Here is a 23,135-nt window from a genome sequence, read left to right as displayed (position 1 = left end):
CGAACAATGAGCCACGAACCATGAGCCTCGACGCCCGGCGCGTCGCGCGCATCGACTTCACGGCGACCGACCTCGCCCGGACGCGCCGCTTCTACGAGGCCCTGGGCTTCACCGCCGCGTCCGGGCCCACGCCGGTCGACGGGGCGGAGCTGGCCCTGCTCGGCCGGCCCGACGCCCGGGCCGAGCGCCTGTCGATGCGCCTCGGCGCACAGGAGGTGTCGTTCCTGCGCTTCGACCCGCCCGGCCGCCCCTACCCCGAAGGCAGCACCGCGACGGACCTGTGGTTCCAGCACATCGCCATCGCGGTGTCCGACATGGCGCAGGCCCACGCGCGGGCCCTCGCCGCCGGCGCCCTCCCGATCACCCGCGGCGGCCCGCAGACCCTGCCCGCCAACACCGGCGGCGTGACGGCCTTCAAGTTCCGCGATCCGGACGGGCACCCGCTGGAACTGCTGTTCTTCCCGGAAGGCGTCGGCGCCCCGGCCTGGCGCGCGCGCGACGTCGCGTCCCCGTTCCTCGGCATCGACCACACGGCCCTCGCGGTCGGCGACGCCGGGCGCGTCCGGCACTTCTTCGAGGGGCTGGGGCTGACGGTGGGCGACGCGACGCACAACGAGGGCATCGAGCAGGAGCGGCTCGACGACGTGCCCGGGGACCGCTGCCGCGTGGTGCCGATGCAAACGCCCGACGCGCCACCCCACGTCGAGCTCCTGGGCTACGAGACCGGCACGCGCCGGCCCATGCCGCCGGGCACGGGGCCAGACGACGTGTGGTCCACGCGGACGTGGATCGAGGTCGCTTCGCTGTCGGGCGACGGCCTCACGCGCGCCGCGTCGCTGCCGAACGGCGTCCGGGCCGCGCTGATCCACGATCCCGACGGCCACGCGATCGTGCTGATGGAGAACGGCGGGCTCGCGTGACGCCCCGGACCGGTCGCGGTTCCGCTCAGCGGGCGCGCGGCCGGCCCGCCCGGTGCCGCCGCGGGGCGGGCGACGGCTCGTCGTCGTCGGGTTCGGCGGCATGTCCCGGGTTCCGCGCGCGGCGGAAGTCCAGCTCGTCGGCGAGCGATCCCGGCGCGGGCCGGAGCCGCCGCCCGCAGCCCGGCATCTCGGACGGGATGTCGCCTTCCGCCGAGCGATAGGGCGAGCAGGGCCCGATCGCCCCGTCCTGCCCGGCGGCCGGGAACGCCAGCAGCGCCAACGGCACCAGCACGGCCCCCGCCCCGAGCTTTCGCGCCACCATCGCCGTCCCCCCTCGCCGCGGCGCCGAACACGCCCCACGGTAGCGGCCCCGCCGCCCACGGTCGAGCGCGGGGCGCTGGCGTCCGCGCGCCCCGCATGCGATGGCCGGCGGCGGCCCGCATCGCGCGGCCCCCCGGGAGCCGCTCGCCTTGATGTTCGAAACCCTGCAGTCGCTCGGCCTCGCCCAAGTCCTGGCGGTCCTGCTCGTCCTGCTGGTCGGCGCGGCCGAAACCGGCAACTGGCTCGGGCGGACCTACGGCAGGACGGTCGCCGACGACACGGACGCGGGCAACATGGCCACCGCCACGTTGGGCCTGCTCGCCCTGCTGATCGCCTTCACCTACGCGATGGCCCTCGAGCGATACGACCTCCGTCGGGAGGTGGTGTTGCAGGAAGCCAACGCCATCAGCTCCACGGCCAACTTCGCCCTGATGCTGCCCCAGGCCGACCAGGCGCCGATCATGGCGGACCTGCGGGAATACACGGAACTCCGCATGGCGCTCGGCGCCCCCTACGACCCCGACAGGTTCGCCGCCGCCTTGAAACGCTCGGGCGAGCTCCGCGCAGACCTGTGGCGCCGGGCCGTGGCGGCGGAAACCGCGCAGCCGCAAAGCCTCGGCGTGTACCAGTTCGTGTGGAACCTCAGCGACCTGAACAACATGGGCGAGAAGCGCGTCACCGCGCTGCGCAACCACGTTCCCGTGGTGGTGTCGCTCATGCTGGCCGGCACGGCGCTGGTCGCCATGGCGTTCTCGGGCTACGGCGCCGGCGTGGCGGGCGTGAAGCGGCGCTTCGCCAACCTCGTCATGGCGCTGCTGGTGTCGACCCTGATCGCCCTGATGCTCGACCTGCAGCGGCCGGCCCGCGGCACCATCCTGGTGCCGACGCAGCCGCTGCAGGACGCCCTCGACGGCTTCCCCCGCCCGTGACCTTCCCGAAGGGGAACATGGACGCGGCGCTCCGGCTTATACCGCCGACATCACTCCGGGACCCGTCATGATCGAGGCCAAGCCAGACGCCGCCAACCTGCTGCCCGACGCGGCCCCGCTCCGCATCGCCGCCCTCGACCCCGAAGGCCTGGCGATCCTGTCGGCCCACCTGCAGGACGCCGACATCCGCGTCGGCGACATGGCGTACCTGCCCGAGCAGCGCCGTTTCGTGCTCGCCGGCGCGCGGTTCGACTGGTACGCGGCGGCGCGCGGCGGCTGCGAGCGCTGCGGCACGGGTCTCCATTTCGAGCGGGTGACGCGGGTGCGCCGCGCCGGCTTCGACCAGGACCCCGACGCCGTGATGACCCTGCTCGCCATCTCCTACGAGCCGACGGAAGCGCCGGCCGGCACCGTGATGCTGCATTTCAACGACGACGGCGCCGTGCGCCTCGACGTGGAGGTCCTGGAAGCGGCCCTGTCCGACATCGGCCCGCGATGGAACTGTACCTGCCCGCCCGACCGCGAAGGCGTGGCGAAGCCGGCCGCCGAGGCCTGACGCGGCTTCCGTTCGGGGAGCAGGGGCGTCGGCGCGCGCTCCCCTGCCCCGGCGGCCGCCCGGGCAGCCGGCGGGGAGGTCGCCGGGCGAGATCCGCCTTTGAACGGTGCTGTTGCAGTCCTGCAACGATGTCGGAGTCGGATTCACGATAGCGTGACGGCACGGGCCCTCCGCGGGCCCGCGCTCGAAGTCCGCGTCCATGCCCTCCTCCCGTTCCCGCCCCATCGACGATCCGGCCGCCGACGCCGCCCTCCTGCTGATCCGCCTCGGCCTGTTCGTGCTCGCCTTCGCGGTGCCGCTCAGCGCCGTCGTGTCGCGCCGCGCCGTGTTCACGCTGCTGCCGATCGGCGCGGGCCTGCTGCTGCTCGCCGCGACCCTGCTGCCGCGGGCGCCCTTCGAGCGGCGCCTCGCCCGGGGCGTGGCCACCACCGCCGGCCTCGGCGGCGTGGCGATCCTGGTGTGGAGCGCCGCCTCGATCATCTGGACGCCCTTCCCCTCCGACGCGGGCCTGCGCTGGCTGAAGGAGGGCGGCACGATCGTCGGCGTGGTGCTGGTGATCGCGGCGCTGCCGGAGCGGACGCGCACGTCGAACCTGTACCTGTTCCCGCTGGGCCTCGTGCCGGCCGGCATCGCCACTGCGGTCTTCGGCCTCGTGGGGGCGCAACGGCTCAGCCTGTTTCCCGACGCCGACGCCACCCTGGTGCGCGCCGTGGTGAGCCTCGTCGTCCTGGTGTGGCCGGCGCTGGGCGCGCTGGCGGTGCGCGAACGCTGGGCCTCGGCGGCGTTGCTCGTCATCGGCATCACCCTCGCCGCCATGGCGGCCTGGACGCCCGTGGCGCTGACCGCGCTGGCGCTCGGCGCCATGGCTTTCGCGGTCGCGACCCTGTCGCCGCGCCGCGCCGGCGCGTCCTTCGGCATCGCCGCGGCGGTGCTGCTGCTGCTCGCCCCCGCCATCCCCTTCGTGTTCGGGCCGGCCTTGGATGCCGTCGGGGCGGCTACCGGCGGCAGCGTGCCCGAGCTCGGCGGGATGGCGCGGGCGCTGCACGTCTGGGCCGACCTCGTCGCCTCGGCGCCGTGGCGGCTGCTGACGGGGCACGGGCTCGACCTCGCGGCCCGCGGCGCCGTGGTGGGCTACCTGCCGCCGGAGATCCCGCGCAGCCTCGCCTTCGAGATCTGGTACGACCTCGGCATCGTCGGCGCCGTGGCGGCGGCGGCCGTCGCCTACGGCGGGCTGACGTTGGCGGGGCGCACCTCGGAGGCCGTCGCGCCCTTCCTGCTGGCGGAAATCGTGTCCGGCCTCACCTTCGCGCTGTGGGGGCTCGACACGACGGAACTCTGGTGGGTCACGACCCTGTCGGTGGGAGCCCTGGCCTTCGCGGTGGTGATCCGCGGGCAATATCGCACCGAACGGCCGCATGCGCGGGTGATGACGGCGGCCCAAGCGACCGGGCGGCGAAGCCTGCCCTGACCCCCGGCGGCGTCCTGCCGAGGTCGCCGGTCAGTCGCGCGGCTGCGCCTGCCCGGCCGGGGTCGACGGCACCTTGGCGGGGTCCCCCGGCCGCGTCGACGGCGGGTACACGCCGTCCGCATCGTTGTGGCAGGCCGGCGCGTCGCATTTCGAGCCTTGAGCCCGGAACCCGTCGGCGATGCGCTGCTGCGACGGGGAATTGTCGATCCCGTCGTGCACCTGGGCGAGCGCGGGGCAGGCCGCCAGCAGGGCTGCCGCGACCGCGAGTGTCCATGTCCTGATCATGACGTCCTCCGTGCCGCTCCAACCCGCGGGATGGGTGGAAGGATCACGGGTGTGGTCAGGCGATGCGTCGCGCCCGATCGCCGAACTGGGTGGCGAAGAACGCGTGGTAGGACCCGCGCCGCGCCATCAGTTCGTCGTGGGTGCCGTATTCCACCGCCCGGCCGTTCTCGATCACGCAGATGCGGTCCGCGTCGACGATGGTCTGCAGCCGATGCGCCACCACCACCGTGGTGCGCCCGACCCTGAGCTCGTCGAGGGCCTTCTGCACTTCGCGCTCGGATTCCGAGTCCAGCGCCGCCGTCGGCTCGTCGAGCAGGATGATGGAGGCGCGCTTGAGGAAGGCGCGCGCGATGGCGATGCGCTGGCGCTGCCCGCCGGACAGCTTCGCGCCCTGCTCGCCCACCTCGGTGTCGAAGCCCTGGTCGAAGCCCATGATGAAGTCGTGGGCGTGGGCGCGCCGGGCCGCGTCGACGATCTCGGCCTCGGTGGCGCCGGGGCGGCCGAGCGCGATGTTGTCGCGGATCGTGCCGCGGAACAGGAACACGTCCTGCGCCACGAACGCGATGGCGTCGCGCAACGAGCGGGTGTTGACCCCCGTCACGTCCTGGCCGTCGATCCGCACCGCGCCGGATTCGGGCTCGTAGAGCCGCTGCACGAGGCTGATGATGGTGGACTTGCCGCCCCCCGACGGGCCGACGAGCGCCGTCGTCTTGTCGGGCTCCGCCAGCAGGTCGATGCGGTCGAGCACCCGTTCGCCCTGGCGGTAGGAGAAGGACACCCCTTCGAGCGTGATGCGCCCCGGCCCCGGCACGAGGTCGGGCTTGGCCGCGTCGCGCGCGTCGGGGAGCGGCTCGTCGAGCAGGTCGTAGACGAGGCGCGCGCCGACGAGGCTGTTCTGCAGGTCGAGGTTCAGGCGCCCGAGGCGCTTGGCCGGCTCGTAGGCGGACAGGAGCGCGCCCATGAAGGCGAAGAAGGAGCCGGGGTCGCTGTGCGCCACGGCGACCTTCCAGCCGCCGTACAGGATGATGATCGCCACCGCGACGCCGCCCAGCGTTTCGGACACCGGGGACGACAACGCGATGCCGATCGCCATGCGGTTGGCGGCTTTCTCGACCTCGCCGACGGCACCCGCCATGCGGCTCCGCATCACGCCTTCGAGGTTGAAGCTCTTGATGATGCGGATGCCCTGGGCGGTCTCGCCCATGTGCTTCATGATGTCGGCCGAGCCGTCGAAGGAGCGGCGCGCGGCGCGGCGCACCTTCTTCATCAGGCGGCTCAGCATCAGCACGCCGACGGGCGCGATCGACAGGGCGATCAGGCTCATCAGCGGATCGTTGTAGACCATGACGCCGGCGAGGCCGACCACGGTCAGCACGTCGCGGCCGGCCGAGTTGATGACGAACTGCACGGCGTCGCGCGCGCCGTTGGCCGCCATGGCGAGCCGCGCCATCAGCTCGGAGGAATGCCGGTCCGAGAAGAAGCGCACGGGCTGGTGCAGCAGGTGGTCGTAGACGCGCCGCTGCAGCGACGCCACGATGCGGTTGCCGGCCCGCGACATCAGGATGAGCTGGCCGCAGGTGGCGAGGCCGCGCACCACGTAGAGAACCGCCACCGCCACCGCGAGGTTGCGCAGCATCTTGAAGGCGCCGGGCTCGGCGACCGTCATGCCCGTCATGCCGTTGACCACCGGCCGGAGCAGCGCCACCGAGCCGACCGAGGCCGCGGCGCTGATCGCCATGAGGACGAGCGCCAGGGCGTAGGAGCCCGCATGGGCGCGGGCGTGCTCGGCCATCAGGCGGCGGATCAGCGGAAGGGACCGGCCGTCGCCGTCGGCGGCACCGGGGGCGGGGACGGCGGGAACCGTCGCGGACTTCGCCATGAAACTCCTCGGGTCCCGCCGGGGACCCGGGGGATGGGCGGATGGAACCGGGGCGGCGCCCCTCCTGGGCGATCCCTTAACCCATTCGGGGCGGGCGGGCCAACGGGGCCGGGCAGGATGTCGTGGGCCGGCCCCCGAATGTCCGCTCCAAGGCCGATCGCAGGCTCAACGGCGGGGGGGCGGCGCCCAATAGCCGCCCATGCCCTCGTCGCACCCCGCCTCGCAGGTGGTTCCCAGCGCCAGCTCGGAGGTGCCGGGCGGCAGGGCGAGCGACACGGACTGGGGCCCGCGGTCGGCTTCGCGCGCGCGGTCGAGGCAGCGACGCCACAGCGTCCGCGCGGTGCCGTCGGCCGAGTGGATGGCGAAGCACAGCCTTTCGGCGCCCGGGGGCGCGTCGTCGGCCAGCGCGAGGCCGAAGCCGAGCTCGACCCGCGGCAGCCCGGCCGCCGGGACGGCGAGGAGCGAGGGCGGGACCACGCCGATGTCGGCGCCGTCGGGCGCGCGCCCTTCCGCGGCGGACAGCGCCGACCAGGCCGAGTCGGGCGCCGGGGGCGCCGCCTGTCCGCCCCCCGACACGGTCTGCAGCGTCACCGCGACGGCGGGCTGCAGCAGCGCACGCATCCGCGGCGGCGCGTGGAGGCTGAAGGCGGTCACGACGCGGTCCGGCGGGGGCGGGGCGCCGTCGGCCAGCGCTTCGAACTCGGTGGCATTGTTCACCGTCGGCGACAGCACGAAGCCCGACGACCCGATGCCGGGCACGAACTGGTAGACGCGCTCGTGCCCGTCCGCGAAGCGCGCGCTCAGCGTCAACGGCGGCGACCTGAACAGGAAGGCCGCGAGGCGGCCGAGGAGCGTCGGCCGGACGTCCACGGTGGCGAAGACCGCCCGCGCGCCGTCGGGGAGCGGGCCGACCGCGACCTCCTCGTCGAATCCCACGGCGGACCGGCGCGCGGCGCCGAGGGCGAGCGGCGCCGGGACGTCGCGCCGGCGCAGCGCCAAAAGGTCGCCGATGTGGCGCTCGGGGCGATACAGCGCCAGAAGGTCGAGCCACAGGGCGCCCTCGGCGAGGTTCGGGTAGCGGCGGTCGAGCGTCATGGAACCGAAGCCGGATTCGGGCCCGAACAACACCCAGTCCGGCGCCCGCGGTCCGGACAGGAAGGCGCGGTTGGCGGCGATCAGGGCCGGGGTGTAGGTCGAATATTCCTGGAAGCTCGGCCGCGGCCGGTAGTCGAGGCCCGACGCGATCAGGCGGCTCTGCCGCGACGGGATGACATCCACGCCGCCGTCGAGCCGCGGCAGGGGCGCGGACTCGGCGATCTCCCGCCACGCCGCCGCCTTTTCGGCCCGCCTCGCGCGCGCAAAGGCGGACGGGTCGCGCGCGAGATCGAAGGCCGCGGCGAGCTGTGCGGCCGGCCCCGCCACGAACACCCGGTGTGCGGCGGCCACCACCGCGCCGCCGCGGACCGCGGGATCGGCCGCCGGCCCCACGACGGCCAGCCCGAACGCCGCCGCCACGGCGACGGCACAGAGCGAGGCGGCCGCGGCGGCGCGGGGCCGGAACCGAGCCCAGGCCACGAGCGAGGCCGCCAGCGCCAGGCCGTGCCAGGCGATCAGCGTGTGGGTGTCCTGGCGCACGAAGCCCGCCTTGAACAGGATCAGCAGCACCCAGGCGAGGCCGAGCGGCACGGCGAAGCGCGACGCCGTGCGCCCACCCGCGCCCCGCCACTCCGCCCCGGCGGCCAGCAGAATGCAGGCGGCCACGGCCAGCAGGAAGGCGAGCAGCTCGCCCCGGCTCCCGTCGAGCGCCATGGCGTCGCTGTAGCCCGACACGACCTCCCATTGCTGCCGGAAGAACAGCGGCAGGTCCGCCGGGTTCTGGCGGTACACGCGGTCGGACAGGAGGAAGCCGAGCGCGCAGGGCAGCGTCAGCGCCGGGACGCGGCGGCGCAGGACCGCGGCGGCATCCCCGAGCACGAACAACGGCACGGCCGACAGCGGGAAGCTCGTCTTGCTCATGCCGATCATCCCGACCGCGACCGCCGTGGCGCCGGCCACGAGGGCCGGGACGGGCCCGGTCCGGACCCGCGACAGGCGGAGCAGGAACGGCGCCAGGGGCAGAACGAGAAACACGCTGTCGGGATAGCCGATCGACAGCGCCGCGACCGCGCCGGTCGCCGCGGCCGTTCCTGCGAGCGCGAGCGGCCCGCGGGGCGGGGCGAGCAGCGCCGTCGAGGCTCCGAACAGCAGGCAGGTGGCGAGCAGCAGCGGCAGGGTCACGGGGAGGTAGGCGGCGTTGAAGTACGCCGTCACCAGCGTGGACGCGGGGCCGTAGGTGAAGGCGACGTCGGGCCCCCAGCGCAGGCCCCGGTCCGCGGCTTCCCCGAGGGCCGTCACCCAGGACCCGTCGAGCCCGGGCTGGGGCACTGCGGGCGTGAACGGGTGGAAGGCCGCGATCGACAGCCAGGCGCCGAGCAGCACGGCCGCCGCTATCGTGCCGAGCGAAACACCCCGCGTCCCGCGCGGGCGGGCGGGCGCGGCCCTGTCACCCGTGGTGGTCATCGTGTCCCCTGCGTCCGATGCGGGAGCGTGCCGCGATCCGGCGAGCGATAAGGGGCGCGGCGGCGCGGAACAAGCCGCGGCCTGCGGGCGGCGCGGGCGCGTCGAAACGGTCCGGAGGGGAAAACGGCGCGCAACGACCCCGCGCTTCGGGCGTTGGCGCCATCGGAAACCTGCGTCTAAAATGCCGCACATCAGTCATCGAGGATCCCGCCCCATGTCACGCCGCGTTCTTCCGGCCCTCGCCCTCATCGCCGCCCTCGCCCCGGCGGCGGCTTTCGCGGCGACCCCGGCCGCCCCCGCCGCCGCGGCCCGTTCCGCCGGTGCGGAACCCGACCCCGTCGGCGCGCATGCGGCCATCGCCAGCGCGCAGGAGCGCCTGGCCGAGATGGACGCCACCATCTCGGTGCTGCAGGACGACGCCGACAAGGTGGATGCCGCGACCCGGCAGAAGGCCCACGACGCCGTGACGGCGCTGAAAACCGTGCGCGACACCTACAAGAAGGAGATCGACAGCGTCGTGGCCCAGGGCCGCCAGATGACCGTCGACCAGCTCCGCACCGCCCGCGCCGCGCTGGAAGCGCCTTACAAGCAGTTCGACAGCGCGGTCGACGCCGACGTGGCGCAGTTCAAGCTCGACGTCGCGCAGCGCAAGGCGGTCGTCGAAGCAAGGTTGAAGGCCGAGCAGAGCTACTGGCTGGGCGTCGCGTCCGACCTGCAGGCCAAGGTGGCCGACATGACCGCGGAACAGCGCGACGCCGTCGAGGCGCGCATCGCGGCCGTCAAGGCTCGCGCCGCGGCGGCGGGCGCGCGCCTCACGAAGCTGTCCACGGCGAGCCGCACGGCCTGGTCGGCCCTGAAGCAGGGCTTCATCAACTCGCGCCAGATCCTGAGCGACGCCTACGCGCCCAACCGGTGACGGCCGGTCCCGGCCCCGGCGCGGTTGACGCCTCATCGGGGCTGGGGTCTGGTGCCTGACCTTCCCCACCGGGACACCAGAATGCCGATCGCGGACAGCATCGTCGCCGACGCCACGGCGTGGCGGCGCGACTTCCACCAGAACCCCGAAATCCTGTACGACGTCCACCGCACCGCGGGCCTGGTGGCGGAGCGCCTGCGGGAATTCGGCTGCGACGAGGTCGCCACCGGCATCGGCCGCACCGGCGTGGTCGGGACGGTCCGCGGGCGGCGCGGCCCCGGCCGGACCGTCGCGCTCCGGGCCGACATGGACGCGCTGCCGATCGCCGAGCGCACGAACCTGCCCTACGCGTCCCGCACCGATGGGGCGATGCACGCTTGCGGCCACGACGGCCACACCGCCATGCTGCTCGGCGCCGCGCGCGCGCTGTGCGAGTCGCGCGACTTCGCCGGGACGGCCGTGTGCGTGTTCCAGCCGGCCGAAGAGGGCGGCGCCGGCGCGCGGGCGATGATCGGCGACGGGCTGCTGACCCGCTTCGGCGTCGACGAGGTTTACGGGATGCACAGCCTGCCGGGCTTGGCCACCGGCCGCTTCGCCACCCGGCCCGGCCCCATCATGGCGGCGGCGGACCGCTTCGTCATCGACATCGAGGGGCGCGGCGGCCACGCCGCCCTGCCCCACCAGACCGTCGACCCGGTGCTGGTCGGCTCCCACATCGTCACGATGGCGCAGGGCATCGTGGCCCGCAACGTCGATCCCCTGGAAGCCGTGGTGGTGTCGGTGACGGTGTTCCAGGCCGGGTCGGCCCAGAACGCCATCCCCCAGACCGCCCGCCTCGCCGGCACCATCCGCACGCTGACGCCCGCGATGCGCGACCACGCCGAAGCGCGGCTCCGGGCCATCGCCGAAAGCGTCGCCGCCGCCCACGGCGCGCGCGCGACGTTCCGCAACGACCGCGGCTAGCCGGTGACGCGCAACGATCCCGAGAAGGCCCGCCTCGCCGCCAAGGCGGCGACGGCCGTGGTGGGGAGCGGGGGCGTGGACGAGGCCATCGCCCCGATGATGGGCGCCGAGGACTTCTCCTACATGCTGGACGAGCGGCCCGGCGCCTTCGTGTTCATCGGCAACGGCGACAGCGCCGGCCTGCACCACCCCGCCTACGACTTCGACGATGCGGCCATCGCCAACGGCATCGCCTACTGGATCAGCCTCGTCGAGACCGCGCTCGCGCCCTGAACCGGTCAGTGCGCCGCGGCGGCCATGCCGGCCACGCGGGCCACCATGTCCTCGGGCCGCCAGGGCTTGCTCAGGAAACCCGCGCAGGCGGGCAGCCGGCGGGGGTCGACGAGGGGGCCGCCCGAGGTGATCAGCACCGGGACGCCGGGCCACAGGCGATCGAGGATGGCGACCAGTTCCAGCCCGTTCAGCGACCCGGGCATCTGCACGTCCGTGACGATCACCGCCGCGTCGCCGCCGTGCTCGCGCAGGTAGGGCAGAGCGGCGTCGGCGCAGTCGAACTCGACCACGGTGAAACCGTTGTCCTCGAGTTCGCAGACCGCGAGGTCACGCACGAGGAACTCGTCCTCGACGACCACAACGGTCCGCCGGGACCCCGAGTTGTGAAGCTGTGCCATGTCATCGTAACGACAGGGAATCCGGCAAGTTCCGGTGTATTTGAACGATCCCGTCAACCATGCTTTACCGCAAGTAAAAGGCCCTCCCCCCGTGCTGCTGCTGGCCGACGCCCTCGCGGCGTTCCGCGAGATCCTGACGCCGCCGTTCCGCGCGGCCCTCCTCAAGGTGCTGGGCCTCACCCTGCTGCTGCTCGTCGGCGCCGTGGCGCTGCTCGACCACGGCCTGCTGCTGCTCGTCGCCGTCCATGCCGCCTGGCTGTCCACCCTGCTCGGCATCGTGGCGGGGCTCGGGCTGCTGGTCGGCTCGGTGTTCCTGGTGGCGCCGGTGTCGTCGGTGGTGGCGGGCTTCTTCATCGACGACCTGGCGGAACACGTCGAGCGCGACCTCGACCCCCTGTCGCCGCCCGGTCGCCCGCTCCGCATCCTGCCCGCGCTGGTGCTGTCCGTGCGGTTCGGCGCGCTGCAGCTCGGCGTCACCGTGCTGGCGCTGCTGCTGCTGCTCGTCCCCGGGGTCAACGCCGTGGCGTTCCTGGGCGCCAACGCCTACCTGCTCGGCCGGCAATATTACGAGTTCGTGGCCCTGCGCCACCTGTCGCCGGCCGATGCCGAAACGCTGCGGCGTCGCCATTCCGGGCGCATCGTCCTCGCCGGCCTCGTGATGGCGGCGGTGGTGTCGGTGCCGGTGCTGAACCTGCTGACGCCGCTCTTCGCCACAGCCTTCATGGTGCGGGTCTTCAAGCGCCTGCCCGAGGTGGCGGCCGACCCGGCGCGGTTCCGGGCGTGGGACGGCGGGCGGCGGGAGCTATGAGGCCCAGTTGGTGGCGAAGTCGCCGTAGAGCGTGAGGCCGCCGCAGGCGTAGACCGTCTGCCCCGTGATGTAGCGGGCCTCGTCCGACGCCAGAAAGGCGAACACGGCCGCGATCTCCTCAGCCGACGCCGCGCGGCCCATGGGGATGTGCGATTCCACGGCGGCCCGCGCGGCGGGATCGCCGGTCCAGGCGGCGTTCATGTCGGTGGCGACGGCGCCGGGCCCCACCGCGTTGACGCGGATGCCGCGGCCGGCGAACTCCAGCGCCAGCGTGCGGGTGAGGTTGCCGAGCCCGCCCTTCGCCGCCGAATAGGCCGCGTAGCCGGGCTTGGGGACCGCCTCGTGCACGCTCGTCGTGTTGACGATCGTGCCGCCCCCACCCTGCTCCAGAAACATCCTCAACGCCGCGCGCGAGCACAGCGCCGGGCCGATCAGGTCGACGCCGAGCACGCGCAGGAAGGCCGCGTCGTCGAAGCTTTCGCCGGGCGTCTCGACCTGCATCCCGGCATTGTTGACGAGGATGTCGAGCCGGCCGCAGCGGGCCGCGACGTCCGCGAACATGCGCGCCACCGCGCCCGCGTCGGCCACGTCGGCGTCGTGCGCCGCATGGGGGCGGGCGGGATGGCCCTCGGCGGCCGAGGCGGCGTGCAGGGCCGCCACGGCCGCGGCGGCGGCTTCGGGATCGCGCCAATGGTTGACCGCCACCGTCGCGCCTTCGCGGGCGAACAGCTCGGCGACGGCGCGGCCGATGCCGCGCGACGCGCCCGTCACCAGCGCGACCCGGCCTTCCAGGCGGTGGGCGTTCCTCATGGCCTGTCCCTCGTCACACGACGTGTTCGGGCGCCAGCGCGCAGAGCGTGGCTTCGTCGGTCTCGACCTGCAGCGTGGCATGGCCGATGCCGAAAAGCTCCCGCAATCCCGCGCAGGCCTCCATCAGGGCGGCGTCGCCCGGGTGCCCCCCGGGCATGACGAGATGGGCGGTCAACGCCGTGTCGGTGGTGGAGATCGGCCAGATGTGGAGGTCGTGCAGCCCGGACACTCCCGGGCGTCCGGCGAGGTAGCGCTTCACCGCGGCGGGCTCGATGCCGGGCGGCACCGCGCCCATCGCCAGGCAGGTGCTGTCGCGCAGCAGGCTCCAGGTGCCCCACACGATGACGGCGTTGACGGCGAGGCTGACGGCGGGGTCGACCCATGCCCAGCCCGTGAGCAGGATCAGCAGGCCCGCCAGCACGACGCCGACCGACACGACCGCGTCGGCGAGCATGTGGGCGAAGGCGCCGCGGAGGTTGAGGTCGCCGGCCCGGCCGGACGCGAACAGCCACGCGCAGATCCCGTTCACCGCGATGCCGGCGGCGGCGACGCCCATCATCGTGGGCGCGGCGACGGGCTCGGGATGGCCGAACCGGACGATGGCTTCCCAGGACAGCCCGCCGATGACGACGAGCAGGATCACGGCGTTGAACAGCGCCGCCAGGATCGACGACGATCCGAAGCCGTAGGTGAAGCGGTTCGTCGGGGCGCGCCGCGTCAGCGCATGCGCGCCGCCCGCCACGGCGAGCCCCAGCACGTCGGACAGGTTGTGGCCCGCGTCGGCCAGCAGGGCCACCGAATGGCCGGCCAGGCCGAAGCCGACCTCCGCCACCACGAAGCCGGCGTTGAGGGCGATGCCGACCGCGAAGGCCCGGCCGAAGGAGGCGGGCGCGTGGCTGTGGCCGCCCAGGCCGTGGCCGTGGTGGCCGTGGCCGTGGCCTTCGTGGCCGTGGCCTTGATGGCCGTGGTCATGGCCGTGGTCGTGATCGTGGCCATGGTCGTGATCGTGGCCATCCGCGTGGGACTGCACCGTCGGGTTCTCCTCGTCGTCGGACGGCGCAGCATAGCAGAGCGCGCGGTGGATCGAAGCGGCGTCGCGCCCCGCGGCGGCCCCGGCCGGACGCGCGGCGGCGATCGGACCGCGTGGAACGAGCGCCGGATCCACCGGCGCGCCGCCGGCGCGGTTCGGGTATAGGGGCGGAAACGATCTCGGAGGACCGGCATGCCCCATCGCATCGACACCGGCGCCGCGCCGCGTCCCGTCCGGCGCGCCGTGCTGCTGGGCCTCGCCGCCGCGGCGCTCCTCCCGGCCCTGCCGGCCGGCGCCGCTGCCGCCGACGCCGACGCCGACGCCCTGGCCGACCTCGAACGGCGCAGCGGCGGCCGGCTCGGCGCCTTCGCGCTCGACACGGGCTCGGGCCGCAGCCTCGCCCACCGCGCCGACGAGCGCTTCCTGATGTGCTCGACCACCAAGCTCGCGTCCGTGGCGGCGGTGCTGGCCCGCGTGGACGCGGGGTCGGAGCGGCTCGACCGGCGCGTGCCCTACACGGCCGCCGGCATCGCGGTCGGCTACGCCCCCGACACGAAGGCCCACCTCGCCGACGGCGGCATGAGCCTGGAAGCGCTGTGCCGCGCCGCGATCGTTCACAGCGACAACGGCGCCGCCAACCTGCTCTTCGAAAGCCTCGGCGGCCCGGATGCGGTGACGCGCTTCGCGCGGGGGCTGGGCGATCCGGCATCGCGCTTCGACCGGATCGAGCCCGCGCTGAACCGCCCCGACGGGGAGCGCGACACCACCACGCCGCGCGCCTTCGCGACCCTGACGCGCGCGCTGCTGCTCGGCGACGCTTTGAGCCCCGCGTCGCGGGCCCTGCTCGACGGCTGGACCATCGACTGCGAGACCGGCGGGAAGCGCATCCGCGCGGGCGTGCCGAAAGGGTGGACCGTCGGCGACAAGACCGGCACGGCGGGGCCGGTCGCCGACGACGTGGCGCTGCTGCGCCCGCCGAACCGCGCCCCGATCGTGGTGGCGGCCTATTGCGACGCGCCGGGCCTCGACGACGACGCCCGGGAAGCGGTGCTGCGCGAGGTCGGCGCGATCGCGGCGAAGCTCGCCGCCTGAGAGCCCCCGTGGACAAGCGCCGCGCCATCCGCCATTGAGCCCGCGCGAGAGGGAGCGTCATGGACGGGTTGCGGGAACAGGACGGCGGGGCCGGGGACGTGCCGGCCGTCATGCGCGGGATCGGCCGCGCCGCGCGCTTGGCCCAGCGGGCACTCGCCAACGCCCCCGCCGAAACGATCGACCGCGCCCTGGTGGAGGCCGCCGACGCGGTGCGCCGCTCGACCGCGGCGATCCTGGACGCCAACGCCCGCGACCTCGCCGAAGCCCGCGACCTCGGCCCCGCGGCGCGCGACCGCCTGACGCTCGACGCCGACCGCGTGCGGGCGGTGGCGCGCAGCCTGGAGGACATCGCCGAGCTCCCCTGCCCGGTCGGCCGCATCCTGGCGAGCTTCGACCGGCCGAACGGCCTCACCATCGAGCGCGTGTCGACGCCGCTCGGCGTCGTCGGCGTGATCTACGAGAGCCGCCCCAACGTCACCGCCGACGCGGGCGCGCTGTGCCTGAAATCCGGCAACGCGTCCATCCTGCGCGGCGGCTCGGACAGCGTCCACTCGACGCGCGCCCTGCATGCCTGCCTGGTCCGGGGGCTCGACGCCGTCGGGCTTCCGGTCGCGGCGATCTCGCTCGTTCCGACGCGCCACCGCGACGCCGTCGGCGAGATGCTGGCCGGGCTCGACGGCAACCTCGACGTGCTGGTGCCGCGCGGCGGCAAGGCGCTGGTGGCGCGGGTGCAGGCCGAAGCGCGCGTGCCGGTCTTCGCCCACCTCGAAGGTCTCGTGCACCTCTACGTCGACGCCGCCGCCGACGCCGACAAGGCCGAAGCCATCCTGGTGAACTCCAAGCTCCGCCGCACCGGCGTGTGCGGCGCCGTCGAAACCCTGCTGGTCCACGAGAAGCGCGCCGAGGCTCTGCTGCCGCGGCTTCTCGGGGCGCTGCTCGACCGCGGCTGCGCGGTGCGGGGCGACGCGGCCGCGTGCCGGGCCGACCCGCGCGTCACGCCCGCGTCGGACGAGGACTGGCGGACCGAATACCTCGACGCCGTGATCTCGGCCCGCGTGGTCGCGGACCTCGACGCCGCGGTCGACCACATCGAAAGCTACGGCTCGCACCACACGGACTGCATCGTCACCGAGGACCTGCAGGCCGCCGCCACCTTCATGGCGGAGGTCGACTCTGCCATCGTGATGCACAACGCTTCCACCCAATTCGCCGACGGCGGCGAGTTCGGCTTCGGCGGCGAGATCGGCATCGCGACGGGGCGCATGCACGCCAGGGGGCCGGTGGGCCTCGAACAGCTCTGCTCCTTCAAGTACCGGGTGCGCGGGGACGGGCAGACCCGGCCGTGAACCTTCCCGCGGGGCCACGGTCGCCGGACGGCTGGGCCCTGCCCGGACATTCGCCGGGCGGGCGGGCCCTGCCCGGACGTTCGCCGGGTGGGCGGGCCCTGCCCGCCTGGGCCCCGGGGCTTCGCATCGGCCTGTTCGGCGGCAGCTTCAACCCGCCGCACGAGGGGCACCGGTTGGCGTCGCTCACCGCGCTGAAGCGGCTGGGGCTCGACCGCGTCTGGTGGATCGTCACCCCCGGCAACCCGTTGAAGCGCCACGACGGGCTCGCCGACCTCGACACCCGCGTGGCGGCGGCGCGCCGGCTCGCCGACCACCCCCGCATCGCCGCGACCGGGGTGGAAGCCGGCATCGGCATGCGCTTCACGGTCGACACGATCCGCCACCTCAAGGCCCGCTGCCCAGGCGTCCACTTCGTGTGGATCATGGGCGCCGACAACCTGCTGCAGCTGCCCCGCTGGCGGCGCTGGCGCGAGCTCGTCGCCCTGGTGCCCGTGGCCGTGGTGGACCGGCCGGGCTCCACCTTCCGCTCGCTGAACGGCCGGGCGGCCGCCGTGCTGGCGCCGGGCCGCCTGCGCGAATCGGACGCCGCGCTGCTGCCGACGCGGCAGCCCCCCGCCTTCGTCTACCTGCACGGGCCGCGCTCGTCGGCGTCTTCGACGGCACTGCGCGACGCCGGCCTCGGCCTCGTGCCGGCGCGCGGGACCTAGTGGGTCGGCCCAAGGCAGCGTCCGCGCGGCGAGGCTTTCACGCAAAATCAACCATCGCGGGACCACCCTGCCGTCGCGCCCGACGCCGCCCCCGCGGCCCCACCGACACCGGGATGGATCCCATGAACGACCTCGCCAGCCGCTGGCTCACCTACGACGACATGGCCGAAGCCCTCGGCATCACCCCCGACAGCGCCCGCCGCCTGGCGACGCGGCAGAAATGGGCGCGCCGCCCCGGCAACGACGGTCGCGCTCTGGTGGCGGTGCCCGAGGAACGGCTGGAGCGCCCCCACGAACCGCGCGCCGACGCCGCCCCCGACGACGCGGCGGACGACGCCCCGGACGTCGGCCGCGATGCCCGGGCCCTGATCGGCTACCTGGAGCGTCGCGTCGGCGAGCTCACGGACGACCTCCTCGAATCGCGCCGCGTCGCCGAGGACGCCCGCACCGAAGCGCGCGAAGCCCGCACCGCCGCCGAAGCGCTGCGCGTCCAAGCCGGGCAGGTCGACGTGCTCACGGCCCTGGTGGCCGCCGAACGCGCCCACCTCGCCGAGGTGCGGGTCGACCGCGACCGCATCGTCGCCATCCTGGCGGAACGCCCGGCCTCCTTCAGGGACCGCGTCGCCGGCCTCCTGCGCAAGGCGGGCTGAAAGCGCTCAACCGCGAAGCCGGGCGACGACGGCGAGGACGCCCACGATCGCCCCGCCCACGGCCAGCCCCACGCAGCCGGACCCGGCCGCGGAAACCAGCCACGCCGCCGCCTCGGCGGCGGGCTCCGGCACGGCCCGGCCGGCCGCGGACGCCGCATCGTCGAGCGCGTGGGCCGGCGCGGCGAACCCCAGGGCAGCGCCGCCGTGCAGCAGGATGCCGCCGCCGACCCAGATCATCGCGGCGGTGCCGACCGCGGACAGGGCCGCCATCACGGGCGGCATGGTGCGCACGAGGGCGCGGCCGAGGGCGCGCACCGGGGCCGCCCCGCTGCCGGCCAGATGCAGCCCGACGTCGTCGACCTTCACCACCACCGCCACGACGCCGTAGACGCTCAGCGTGATGACGAGGCCGACGAGGGCCAGAACGACGGCCTCGACGAGCAGCGGCCTGTCGGCGACCTCCGCCAGCGAGATCGCCATGATCTCGGCGGACAGGATCAGGTCGGTGCGGATCGCGCCCCGCACCCGCCCGTCCTCGACCAGCCGGGGATCCGCCTCGACGTCCTCGCGCTCGACATGCGCGCCGGCGCCCCGCAGCACCTCGACCAGCTTCTCGGCCCCCTCGAAGCACAGGAACAGCCCGCCGGCCATCAGCAGCGGCGTGACCGCCCAGGGCGCGAGCGCGTTCAGCAGCAGCGCCGCGGGGAGCAGGATGAGCAGCTTGTTGCGCAGCGAGCCCAGCGTGATGCGGCCGATCATCGGCAGCTCGCGGTCGGGGGTCAGGCCCGTGACGTAGCGGGGGGTCACGGCCGTGTCGTCGACCACCACGCCCGCGGCCTTCAGCCCGACGCGGCCCGACGTGGCGGCGACGTCGTCGAGCGAGGCCGCCGCCGATCTGGCGATGCCCGCCACGTCGTCGAGCAGCGCGAAGAAACCAGACGGCATGGCGGATGTCCCTCGGCAGCGGTCGGCTGCATGCGGATCGCCAACGGCCGGAACGTCCGTCCGGCTCCGCCATTGAACATTACGGAACGGACAGGGAGAAGGTGCGGCATGGCGGGACGCGAGGACACGAGCGCCGACCGGCTTCCCGAGCGCTCGCAGCGCGCGCTGGAGCGCATGCAGCACCCGCGGGAGCGCGCGCTGTCCTCCGCGCTCGATCTCGACGACTTCGCCCGCCTCGCCCGGCGCAAGCTGCCCAAGGCCGTCTACGGCTACGTGGCCAACGGCGCCGAAGCCATGGTGGCGCGCGACAACAACCGCGCGGCGTTCGGGCACTGGCGCATGGTGACCCGCGTGCTGCGCGACGTGTCGGCGCGCTCGCAGGAGACGACCCTGTTCGGCAAGCGATACGCCGCGCCCTTCGGCATCGCCCCGATGGGCGCCTCGGCGGTGGTGGCCTACGACGCCGACAACGCCATGGCGCGGGCCGCGCGCGAGGCCGGCATCCCTTATGCGCTGTCCGCCAACTCCATCACGCCGCTGGAGGAGGTGGCGAAGAGCAACCCCGACAGCTGGTTCGCCGCCTACCAGTCCCCGGACCCGTCCAAGATCGAGCGGATGCTCGGCCGGGTCGAGGCCGCGGGCTTCGACGTGTACATGCTGACGGTCGACGTGCCCGTGGGCTCGAACCGCGTCAACGACAAGCGCGCCGGCTATTCCATGCCGCTGCGGCCCACGCCGCGCCTGACCTGGGACGGGCTGACCCACCCCGGCTGGCTCGCCGGCACGTTCGCGCGGACCTTTCTGGCGCGGGGCGTGCCGGAAATCTCGAACCTCGAAGCGAAGGGGCGCATCGGCATCTTCTCGCGCGAGGTGGCGGTGATCGCCGGCCACGACGATTTCGGCTGGCGGGAAGCCGAGCTGATCCGCAAGCTGTGGCGCGGCAAGTTCGTCATCAAGGGCCTGCTGTCCGCCGAGGACGCCAGGATCGCCCGCGACCTCGGCGCCGACGGCGTCGTGGTGTCCAACCACGGCGGGCGCCAGCTCGACTCCGCCGTGTCGCCGCTCGAAGTGCTGCCCGAGATCCGGCGCGAGGCCGGCGACATGGCGGTGCTCTGCGACAGCGGGTTCCGCCACGGCTCCGATGTCCTGAAGGCGCTGGCGCTCGGCGCCGACTTCGTTCTCGTCGGCCGCCCCTTCCTGTTCGCGGCCGCCGTCGCCGGGGAAGCCGGCGTCCAGCGCGCCATCGGCATCCTGTCGAAGGAGATCGACATCGACCTGGCCCTGCTCGGCGTCGACGGGCCCGGGGACGTCGGGCCGGAAGTGCTGCGGGAAGCCATGGCGCCGCGTCGGGGGGTTTGACCGGACCCGCGGCGTGTCTAGGGTTCGGCGGCGACGGCGTCGCACCGCTCGGAGCGAAACAGGGCGGCGCCGCCGTGCAGGGCCGCTTGGGATGGGAGAACCCGCATGAAGATCGGCGACAAGGTCCGCTTTCGACGCGATGCCGCTCACCGGGACACGCTGGGGCCGATGGCCGACCAGATCGGCACCGTCATCGCGGTGGGCGAGGCGGACGGCGCCGAAACCCTGGTCGTCAGCTATGGCGACAACGGCCCCCTGGAGGCCGGCACCCCGGCGGCCGAGTTCGAGATCGCCGACGACGACGACGCCGAGCCCGCCTGACGGCAGCATGGCGGGCCGGCGCGGGGGCCGGACGGGCTCGCGGGCCCGACATCCGCACGCCCCCACCCCGCGCTCGAGCTTCGGCGCCGCGTTCAAGCTTCGCGCGGTCGTCCGGTCGAAGCGCCCGGCGGCGAGCCGGTCCCATGCGGGCGCGGCACCGCCGACGCCCGGGAAGTTCCACGGACCGACCGACAGGGATGTTGCGCCCGTGCGTCAGGCCACGCCGCGTGAGCGGCAGCGCGCGTTCGCCCAGGCCGTCGATCGGGCCGGCCGACCGCCGGCGTCCCTCCATCGGTCGATGCGATCCGTCCGATCACGGCCGTGACGACAGCCGGGGATTGTACGGCTATCTTAAATTTCCTTTTAGGATGCATTTTCGTTGCATTTTTAGCACTGTTTCACGGCGTGACGGCTTTGTGGCGGCTTCGGGGCCTTAAAACAATTGTTATGTTCCGCATTGCGGCTAATCTGAATGTGTCGAAGGCGCTACGCCTTTCGCAAGCAACACCTCGAAAGTTCTAGCAAGGCCCGCCGCTGGTCAGTGCCAGCGCGTGTCGGCCATGCGAAGAACAGAGACAAAAAACGAAAGTCGGGGCGGCCGAGGCGTGCTTCGAAGAACTTCCATCGGATTGATATATCCCTGAGCGCGACCAGACCGGTCGCTCCACAATCAGCACCTTCGGAGATGTACGGATGAACTTCGTCAAGACCTTGCTGCTCGGATCGACTGCTGCGTTGGCCGGATCGGTCGCCGCCCAGGCCGCCGACCTCCCCGTCCGCAAGGCCGCCCCGGTCGACTACGTCCGCGTCTGCGACTTCACCGGCGCCGGATTCTTCTACATCCCCGGCACCGACACCTGCATCCAGATCAGCGGCATCGTGCGCGTCGAAGGCGCGTTCATCAACAACGCCCGCCAGTTCTACCCGACCGCCACGGTCGGCCAGGCCACCGCGCTCAGGGCCGGCGGCACCATCATCTCGGGCCGCGACGCGGATACGTCCGGCTTCCTCGTCAAGACCCGCCTGGGCGTCGATGCGCGCACGCAGACCGCCTACGGCACCCTGCGCGCCTACATCCAGTACCAGATCGAGCGTGACCAGGGCCTCTACTCCGGCGGCGGCTCCTCCGGCGGCCAGAACAGCTTCGCCAACCAGGGCGGCAACCTCGCCTCCGTGCGCCGCGGCTTCATCCAGTTCGCCGGCATCACGGCGGGTCGCATCCAGTCGTTCTTCGACTTCTATGCCGACAACTACAATTACGAAGGCATCGCGAACTCCGACCTGACCACGCCCGTCTTCGCCTACACCTACAATGCCGGCGGCGGCCTTTCCGCGACGCTGTCGCTGGAAAGCCACGAGGTGCGCACGGACGGCATCGGCACCATCCAGGGCGGCGCCTTCGAGGTCGGCGGCGTGAACCAGGGCGCCACTGCGCTCACGGCTCGCTACGGCGGTTCGATGATCCCGGACGTCGTCGGCGTGGTGCGCTACGACCAAACCTGGGGATCCGCTCAGCTGTCGGGCGCCTACCACCAGATCAACACGAATGCCGGGCCGTTCGTCGGAACCTCGGGCCAGGGCTTCAACCACAACGATGCCGACGGCTTCGCCGTGCAGGGCGGCGTCCGCATCAAGCTGCCCATGCTGGCGGCCGGCGACGACCTCTGGATCCAGGGCGCCTACCAGAACGGTGCGTATCTGTACCAGGACTCCGCGGGTTACGCGAACACCGGCTTCAATTCCCGCTACCTCGGTGGCTTCCAGCACATCGACCACGACGCCATCGCGATCGGCGTGCCCGGGTCCCGCACCGGCGCTTACAACCTTTCGCTCAGCCGCGGCTTCTCGGCCATGGCCGCCATCAACCACTACTTCACGGCCACCTTCCACGACGTTCTCTTCGGCTCCTACGAGCAGAGCGGCTACGGCCGCGCCAAGAACATCGACTGGACCCTCGGCGGCCTGGGCGACATGAGCGAATACCGCATCGGCAACCAGTTCCTGTTCGATCCCGTGAAGAACCTCGAGTTCGGCCTCGAGTTCGACTACGCCCACATCGACCAGACCCTCGCGCACAACCCCGGCCAGGCCGCCTCGGCGCTGCCGACCGGCATCTCCAAGAACCCCGACGGGTTCGAGGTTCGCCTCCGCGCTGAACGCGACTTCTAAGAACCGCCTTTCCGGCACCTCGAAGCGCCCCGCCCCCAAGGCGGGGCGCTTTCGCGTTCGCGGAGGCCCGCAGCGCGACGACGGGAAGGGGCGCGCGCGACGGTCACCGCCGGCGCGCCACCTCCGGGGCGCTTCGGGCGTTGACCGACCGCAGCGGCGGGACGCGGATCCTGCCGCGCATGTCGTCAGGAGGACACCCATGACCAGCATCGCCGACATCGGCGCGGCGCCGGACCCCGCGCCGGGCCAGCCGAACCCCGTCGAAGTGCCGTCGGTCGAGCCGATCGGCATCCCGCAGCCCGGCCCCGACGTGATCGATCCCGGCATCGGCATCCCCACCGGGCCGAGCCCGACACCGCCCTCCCCCGGCACGCCCGGCGCCCCGATCTCGCCCGGCCCGGCCTGACGCCGCCGCGCGAAGCCTCCGCCGA

General features: G+C 73.5%; 22 protein-coding genes and 1 pseudogene. 15 read left to right on the top strand and 8 right to left on the bottom strand.

The features are described from left to right. Positions 1-20 precede the first annotated feature (20 nt). On the top strand, positions 21-920 hold the full coding sequence (locus D3273_RS11080) for a VOC family protein (RefSeq protein ID WP_129226459.1): 900 nt from the start codon (positions 21-23) through the stop codon (positions 918-920). A 25-nt stretch (positions 921-945) separates the two neighbouring features. On the opposite strand, the gene D3273_RS11075 is transcribed toward D3273_RS11080, so the two are convergent. Further along, positions 946-1,242 (bottom strand): hypothetical protein, encoded by a 297-nt coding sequence (locus D3273_RS11075; protein WP_129226457.1) that lies wholly within the window; start codon positions 1,240-1,242, stop codon positions 946-948. A 151-nt stretch (positions 1,243-1,393) separates the two neighbouring features. Here D3273_RS11075 and D3273_RS11070 point away from each other — a divergent pair, with 151 nt between their 5' ends. From D3273_RS11070 to D3273_RS11060, 3 genes are all read left to right on the top strand, one after another. Further along, positions 1,394-2,170, top strand: a complete 777-nt coding sequence (locus tag D3273_RS11070; RefSeq protein WP_487343515.1) for a bestrophin-like domain — start codon at positions 1,394-1,396, stop codon at positions 2,168-2,170. A gap of 67 nt (positions 2,171-2,237) precedes the next feature. Next, positions 2,238-2,726, top strand: a complete 489-nt coding sequence (locus D3273_RS11065) for a DUF2948 family protein (RefSeq protein ID WP_129226453.1) — start codon at positions 2,238-2,240, stop codon at positions 2,724-2,726. Between the two features lie 199 nt (positions 2,727-2,925). Further along, the gene (locus D3273_RS11060; protein ID WP_129226451.1) at positions 2,926-4,194 is read left to right on the top strand and encodes a peptide ABC transporter permease; all 1,269 of its coding nucleotides are present in this window, start codon (positions 2,926-2,928) and stop codon (positions 4,192-4,194) included. Between the two features lie 30 nt (positions 4,195-4,224). On the opposite strand, the gene D3273_RS11055 is transcribed toward D3273_RS11060, so the two are convergent. From D3273_RS11055 to D3273_RS11045, 3 genes are all read right to left on the bottom strand, one after another. After that, the gene (locus D3273_RS11055; protein WP_129226449.1) at positions 4,225-4,479 is read right to left on the bottom strand and encodes a hypothetical protein; all 255 of its coding nucleotides are present in this window, start codon (positions 4,477-4,479) and stop codon (positions 4,225-4,227) included. Positions 4,480-4,534: 55 nt separating this feature from the next. Continuing rightward, positions 4,535-6,358, bottom strand: coding sequence for an ABC transporter ATP-binding protein (locus D3273_RS11050; RefSeq protein WP_129226447.1), 1,824 nt, complete (start codon positions 6,356-6,358; stop codon positions 4,535-4,537). A gap of 165 nt (positions 6,359-6,523) precedes the next feature. Then, positions 6,524-8,917 (bottom strand): hypothetical protein, encoded by a 2,394-nt coding sequence (locus tag D3273_RS11045; RefSeq protein ID WP_129226445.1) that lies wholly within the window; start codon positions 8,915-8,917, stop codon positions 6,524-6,526. A gap of 214 nt (positions 8,918-9,131) precedes the next feature. Here D3273_RS11045 and D3273_RS11040 point away from each other — a divergent pair, with 214 nt between their 5' ends. Both D3273_RS11040 and D3273_RS11035 read left to right on the top strand, forming a co-directional pair. Continuing rightward, a complete protein-coding gene (locus D3273_RS11040) occupies positions 9,132-9,833 on the top strand; it encodes a hypothetical protein (RefSeq protein ID WP_129226444.1) in 702 nt (233 codons plus the stop codon). 81 nt (positions 9,834-9,914) lie between these two features. After that, positions 9,915-11,069: pseudogene (locus tag D3273_RS11035) on the top strand (M20 aminoacylase family protein). A 5-nt stretch (positions 11,070-11,074) separates the two neighbouring features. Here the strand turns inward: D3273_RS11035 and D3273_RS11030 are convergent. After that, a complete protein-coding gene (locus tag D3273_RS11030; protein ID WP_129226442.1) occupies positions 11,075-11,467 on the bottom strand; it encodes a response regulator in 393 nt (130 codons plus the stop codon). Positions 11,468-11,558: 91 nt separating this feature from the next. On the opposite strand from D3273_RS11030, the gene D3273_RS11025 reads away from it, so the two are divergent. After that, on the top strand, positions 11,559-12,275 hold the full coding sequence (locus D3273_RS11025) for a sulfate transporter family protein (protein ID WP_342634269.1): 717 nt from the start codon (positions 11,559-11,561) through the stop codon (positions 12,273-12,275). Here the strand turns inward: D3273_RS11025 and D3273_RS11020 are convergent. After that, positions 12,270-13,085 carry an SDR family oxidoreductase gene (locus tag D3273_RS11020; protein ID WP_129226440.1) on the bottom strand — a complete coding sequence of 272 codons (816 nt, stop codon included), beginning with the start codon at positions 13,083-13,085 and terminating at the stop codon, positions 12,270-12,272. The two genes, D3273_RS11025 and D3273_RS11020, sit on opposite strands and share 6 nt — an antisense overlap. A 13-nt stretch (positions 13,086-13,098) precedes the next feature. Then, on the bottom strand, positions 13,099-14,115 hold the full coding sequence (locus D3273_RS11015; protein WP_245501116.1) for a cation diffusion facilitator family transporter: 1,017 nt from the start codon (positions 14,113-14,115) through the stop codon (positions 13,099-13,101). 192 nt (positions 14,116-14,307) lie between these two features. Here D3273_RS11015 and bla point away from each other — a divergent pair, with 192 nt between their 5' ends. From bla to D3273_RS10995, 4 genes are all read left to right on the top strand, one after another. Further along, positions 14,308-15,207: a class A beta-lactamase gene (gene bla / locus D3273_RS11010; RefSeq protein ID WP_129226436.1), complete on the top strand. Its 900-nt coding sequence runs from the start codon at positions 14,308-14,310 to the stop codon at positions 15,205-15,207. A 59-nt stretch (positions 15,208-15,266) separates the two neighbouring features. Further along, the gene (locus D3273_RS11005; protein ID WP_129226434.1) at positions 15,267-16,553 is read left to right on the top strand and encodes a glutamate-5-semialdehyde dehydrogenase; all 1,287 of its coding nucleotides are present in this window, start codon (positions 15,267-15,269) and stop codon (positions 16,551-16,553) included. Positions 16,554-16,621: 68 nt separating this feature from the next. Beyond that, positions 16,622-17,260 carry a nicotinate-nucleotide adenylyltransferase gene (locus D3273_RS11000; RefSeq protein WP_129226582.1) on the top strand — a complete coding sequence of 213 codons (639 nt, stop codon included), beginning with the start codon at positions 16,622-16,624 and terminating at the stop codon, positions 17,258-17,260. Between the two features lie 122 nt (positions 17,261-17,382). Beyond that, entirely contained in the window at positions 17,383-17,910 is a 528-nt protein-coding gene (locus D3273_RS10995) for a hypothetical protein (RefSeq protein ID WP_129226433.1), read from the top strand. Positions 17,911-17,916: 6 nt separating this feature from the next. Here D3273_RS10995 and D3273_RS10990 read toward each other — a convergent pair whose 3' ends face one another. Beyond that, positions 17,917-18,855, bottom strand: a complete 939-nt coding sequence (locus D3273_RS10990) for a DUF808 domain-containing protein (RefSeq protein WP_129226432.1) — start codon at positions 18,853-18,855, stop codon at positions 17,917-17,919. Between the two features lie 108 nt (positions 18,856-18,963). On the opposite strand from D3273_RS10990, the gene D3273_RS10985 reads away from it, so the two are divergent. From D3273_RS10985 to D3273_RS10970, 4 genes are all read left to right on the top strand, one after another. Next, the gene (locus D3273_RS10985; protein ID WP_245501108.1) at positions 18,964-20,214 is read left to right on the top strand and encodes an alpha-hydroxy acid oxidase; all 1,251 of its coding nucleotides are present in this window, start codon (positions 18,964-18,966) and stop codon (positions 20,212-20,214) included. A gap of 105 nt (positions 20,215-20,319) precedes the next feature. Continuing rightward, positions 20,320-20,535: a hypothetical protein gene (locus D3273_RS10980; RefSeq protein WP_129226431.1), complete on the top strand. Its 216-nt coding sequence runs from the start codon at positions 20,320-20,322 to the stop codon at positions 20,533-20,535. Between the two features lie 693 nt (positions 20,536-21,228). After that, positions 21,229-22,704 carry a porin gene (locus tag D3273_RS10975; protein ID WP_129226429.1) on the top strand — a complete coding sequence of 492 codons (1,476 nt, stop codon included), beginning with the start codon at positions 21,229-21,231 and terminating at the stop codon, positions 22,702-22,704. A gap of 199 nt (positions 22,705-22,903) precedes the next feature. Continuing rightward, positions 22,904-23,110 carry a hypothetical protein gene (locus D3273_RS10970; RefSeq protein WP_129226427.1) on the top strand — a complete coding sequence of 69 codons (207 nt, stop codon included), beginning with the start codon at positions 22,904-22,906 and terminating at the stop codon, positions 23,108-23,110. Positions 23,111-23,135: the final 25 nt, after the last annotated feature.

Source organism: Lichenibacterium minor (genome assembly GCF_004137685.1).
GTDB lineage: Bacteria > Pseudomonadota > Alphaproteobacteria > Rhizobiales > Beijerinckiaceae > Lichenihabitans > Lichenihabitans minor.
The sequence above is the reverse complement of the archived record's forward strand: the minus strand, read 5'-3'. Positions and strand labels throughout refer to the sequence as shown.